A 4,551-nucleotide genomic window follows, 5' to 3' on the forward strand; every position below is an offset into this window, starting at 1 on the left:
CCGCCCCGCACAGGGGCGACGCGTGAAGCGAGATAACGCATCGCGGATGCCAGCGACAAAACCAGCAAACCACCCAGCGTCGCAGACAACCAACGTCAGATCGCCCAACCACCAAGATAAAACACAGCCAGCACAACAGCAATCGCAACCGTCCCAACATTAAGCTTGCGCCATTCCCCACTAACGACACGCCCAATCACCAGCGTACAGAACCCAAGCATAATGCCCGTCACGATATTAGCCGTCAGCACGATAAAAACGGCACACACGAGACCCGACATCGAATCGACCATATCGTCCATATGCAGCTTGCTCACACTGGAGAGCATCAGCAACCCGACATACATCAAAGCGGGCGCCGTCGCATAAGAAGGCACGAGCGCGGCAAGCGGCGAAAAGAACATCACAACGAGAAACAGCAACCCGACGACAGCCGCAGCCAGTCCCGTCTTCGCGCCCGCAGCAACACCAACCGTCGACTCGATATACGCAGCAGCCGGCGCACCACCCATAAACCCCGAGAAAATCGAACTGAGCGAATCCGCAGTCAACGCGCGACCGCCATTAATGATGCGGCCATTCTCGTCGAGTTGCCCCGCCTGCCCCGCGACGGCGCGGATCGTTCCCGTCGCATCGAACACGGCCGTCATCACGAGCGCCAGCACGCTAGGCAGCACAGCAAGCGACAACGCACCCTTGATATCCATCGCGCCGATCAGCGACGCATGGCCCGGCGCGCTCAACGAAGGCAGCGCGAACACACCATGAAACGCAACAGCAGGATCGAGCAGCAACGCAAGCGCCGAAATCGCGACGATCACGATCAGGATCGATCCCGGCACGCGGCGGCGCACCAGACCGAAAATCGCGGCCAGCCCGCCCACCGACATCAGCACAGGCAACGACGTGATATGCCCCAGCGAGACAGGCAGTCCCGGCCCCGGATTCTTCACGACGAGGCCGACATCGTTCGCAGCGATCAGCAGCAGAAAGAGACCAATGCCGATGCCCGTTCCATGCGCGACGCCCGCAGGCAGATTGCGCAGAATCCAGGAGCGCACGCCCGTTACCGAGATCCCCGTGAACACGAGGCCCATCAGGAACACCGCGCCAAGCGCGACGTTCGGCTGCAAGCCCTTGCCGAGCACGAGGCCGAACGCGGTGAAGGCCGTCAGCGAAATCGCGCAGCCGATCGCGATCGGCAGGCGCGCCCAGATGCCCATCAGCAGCGAGCCGAATGCCGTCGTCAGGCACACGGCGACGAACACCGCGCTGGTGTCGAAGCCCGCCTTGCCGAACATGCCCGGCACGACGAACACGGAATAGACCATCGCCAGAAACGTCGTAATGCCAGCGATGATTTCCTGGCGTCCCGTGCTGCCGCGTGCGGTGATGTCGAAAAAGCGATCAATGAACGCCGCCGGCCGGTCGCGAGTGTTGTCGAATGCCTCGCTCCCGGCTTCCGCGATGCTCTGGGCCTGGGGTTCCATCATGATGAGTGCCTCCTTTATCAGCATGCCGAAACGGCTGCCGTCGCAGGCTCGCCGTCATCAGGTTCGTCTCGTTGAGTAGTAGATGTAGTGCGTGTTGCGCTTTCCGCGTGGCGCGCAGGTGCGCACCGTCCTCGTTACGGCGGGTAATCCGTCGTCGGACGATCGATCGACATCGCGTTCCGTTTTCACCAGTCCACGACCCACTTCGCGCCGTTCTTTTTATGCTGAAGCGAAGGTTAGGCGAATCGCGATATATCTCCCATCGCAATAAAAACATGCCGCGCATGTCGCAACGCGTATATCGCCTGACACACGGCAATGCGGGCTGCGTATCCGGGTGTTAACACCTACGGCTTCAACCCGCATGAGAGGCGCTCGGGAAGCCCCGCTGAAAGGGCTTGGAAGCCTGTGGCCGGGCCCTTCCAACGCAGACAAAACAGGGGCCTTTCGACGTCACGGGTTAAACTCTCGGCAAACCATGCCTTTAACGCATTGCCGGCGAGGCTCTCGATGCCCGCATGAATCGCTGGATCGTCGTTTGCGACAGCACCTGCATCGGCCCGCCGCCCTGGCCACGGAGTCCCACTTGATGATTGGCGGTTTCCTACGTCCAGCCTTCCGTCTTTTGCTGTTGGCCGTTTTTGCGGCCCTTGCCGCCGTGATGTCGGGCTGCAGCCTGTTCGGACCGACCGAGCAGCCGCCTGCGCCCATCACCGAAGCCACGGTGACGCCGCTCGTCGTTCCCGCCCTCGAGCCCGCCTCCGAGCCTGATCAGGCCGAGGCGCCTGAACCCAAGGAACCCAGGAAGCCGCGCCCGCCCGTCGTGCGCCCGCACAAGCCGGAGCCGCCGCCGCCCGTCGTCGCGCCCGCGCCGCCGCCTCCGCCGCCCCCTCCTGCGCCGATCATCGTGACCCGCACGCTCGATCGCAACTCCACGCATGGTTTGCTCGACAGCGAAGTGCAGAAGCTCGACGGCAAGGTGCTGGGCCGCGCCGTCGACATGACGGCTGACGGCAGCGGCACGCCGCGCCAGATGATCGTCAATCTGCAGGGTTTTCTCGGCATCGGCGACCGCAAGGTCGGATTTCCGTGGACTGCGTTCCGCTTCACGCCGAATGCGAAAGGCGCGCCCATCACGATCACGACACCGCCCAACCAGCTGGCCGCGACCAACCGGCCGAAGCCATCGGCTTCGCTCGCGACGCCGCTTGCGGGCGTAACGGCCGCGCCCGCGGTGCCGCCGGGGCAAATGGAGCTGATCGACGCTGACGTCGAGCGTCCGAACGGCGGCAAGGTCGGCCGCGTGATCGACGTGCTGGTCGATGTGAACGCGCAGCCGCAGGCCGTCGTGCTCGACGTGAGCGGCATCATCAGTCCCGATCGCCGCGCGATTGCCGCGAACTGGTCGGCGCTGCGCTTCGTCGCGAAGGACAAGACGCTGCGTCCCTTGATGGATCTCAATGACGCGCAGATCAAGGCGTCGCCCACTTACGAGGCAGATAAACCGATCCGGGCGGTCTCGCCCGCCCCTGCTCCAGTTTCCGCGACCGCGCCGACGGCTGGCCCTTCATCGTCCGCTGCGGCGGCCTCAACCGCACGCACTTCACGATGACGAGCCGTCTCATGGTCAACGCACGCAGTCTCCGCGCCCTCGACTGGCTCAACTTTTTCGTTGCCAACGTGCAGACGGGATTCGGGCCGTTCATTGCTTCGTATCTCGCGTCGCATAAGTGGACGCAGGGCGAAATCGGCCTCGCGCTGTCAGTCGGCACGATCAGCGCGATGGTGAGCCAGGTGCCCGGCGGCGCGGCCGTCGATGCGCTGCGCAACAAGAAAGGCGCGGCTGCCTGGGCGATTATCGCGATCATTATCAGCGCCGTGCTGCTTGCGGCGAGCCCGACCGTGCTGCCCGTGATGGCTGCCGAGGTCTTTCACGGCTTTGCGAGCTGCATGCTCGTGCCGGCGATGGCGGCCATCTCGTTCGCGCTCGTCGGCCGACACGATCTGGGCGACCGGCTCGGGCGGAATGCACGCTGGGCGTCGATTGGGAGCGCTGTCGCTGCGGGTTTGATGGGGCTGTTCGGCGAATATTTCTCGGCGCGCGCGGTGTTCTGGCTGACTGCTGTGCTTGCAGCGCCTGCGCTGTTTGCGTTGTCGATGATCACGATGCCGCAGCATCATCCTGTGCCCGCGCATCAACCGGCGAAGAAGGAGCGCGACGACGCGGAAGAAAAGGAATCGATCTTCGAGTTGCTGCGCGACAAGCGGATGTTGATCTTTGCTGCGTGCGTGGTGTTGTTCCATCTGTCGAATGCGGCGATGCTCAATCTCGCTGCGGGTGAAGTGACGGCGGGCATGGGCGACAACGTGCAGCTTGTGATTGCTGCGTGCATTATCGTGCCGCAGGCGATCGTGGCGATGTTGTCGCCCTGGGTTGGGCGCTCTGCCGAGCGCTGGGGACGCAGGCCCATTTTGCTGCTTGGGTTTTCTGCGCTGCCGGTGCGGGCATTGTTGTTCGCGGGCGTTAGCAGCCCTTACCTGCTTGTGCCGGTGCAGATGCTCGACGGTATTAGCGCGGCTGTGTTCGGGGTGATGCTGCCGCTGATCGCGGCTGATGTTGCCGGCGGCAAAGGGCGTTATAACCTCACCATTGGGCTGTTTGGACTCGCCGCCGGGATTGGGGCGACGCTTTCTACTGCCGTTGCAGGGTTTATCGCCGATCGCTTCGGTAATGCGGTTAGCTTTTTTGGGCTCGCTGGGGCGGGGGCGCTTGCTGTGTTGCTTGTGTGGGCGGCGATGCCGGAGACTCGCGATGCGAATGGGGATGTGCAGGAGAAGCCTGCACCCGCTGGTGATGGGTCTTTGAAGCGGGCTAAATGAAGGTCTTTTTTTGGTCTTGCGACGCGGGGGGTTTGCTTGGGTTTTTGCTGGCATTCGCGGTTTGCCTTCGTGGCGCGGGCTATGCCGTTTGGTGTTCTGGCCTTTGTGCTGGCATCCGCGTTACGTTAGCTTGCTTCACGCGTCGCCCCTGTGCGGGGCGGCACCTACTTTTCTTTGC

General features: G+C 63.2%; 2 protein-coding genes and 1 pseudogene. 2 read left to right on the forward strand and 1 reads right to left on the reverse strand.

Features of this window, described 5'->3' with window-relative positions; genetic code table 11:
* Nucleotides 1-95 precede the first annotated feature (95 nt).
* Nucleotides 96-1,412 (reverse strand): annotated as a pseudogene (locus tag KFO72_RS41310) (NCS2 family permease); the annotation flags it as partial.
* Nucleotides 1,413-2,082: 670 nt separating this feature from the next.
* Between KFO72_RS41310 and KFO72_RS41315 the strand changes: the two are divergent.
* Together KFO72_RS41315 and KFO72_RS41320 are read left to right on the forward strand one after the other, a co-directional pair.
* Nucleotides 2,083-3,105 (forward strand): PRC-barrel domain containing protein, encoded by a 1,023-nt coding sequence (locus KFO72_RS41315; RefSeq protein ID WP_176052624.1) that lies wholly within the window; start codon nucleotides 2,083-2,085, stop codon nucleotides 3,103-3,105.
* A complete protein-coding gene (locus KFO72_RS41320; protein WP_054930166.1) occupies nucleotides 3,102-4,373 on the forward strand; it encodes an MFS transporter in 1,272 nt (423 codons plus the stop codon). The genes KFO72_RS41315 and KFO72_RS41320 overlap by 4 nt, the downstream gene beginning before the upstream one ends.
* Nucleotides 4,374-4,551: the final 178 nt, after the last annotated feature.

This window comes from Paraburkholderia sp. XV, assembly GCF_020177535.1.
GTDB lineage: Bacteria > Pseudomonadota > Gammaproteobacteria > Burkholderiales > Burkholderiaceae > Paraburkholderia > Paraburkholderia caribensis.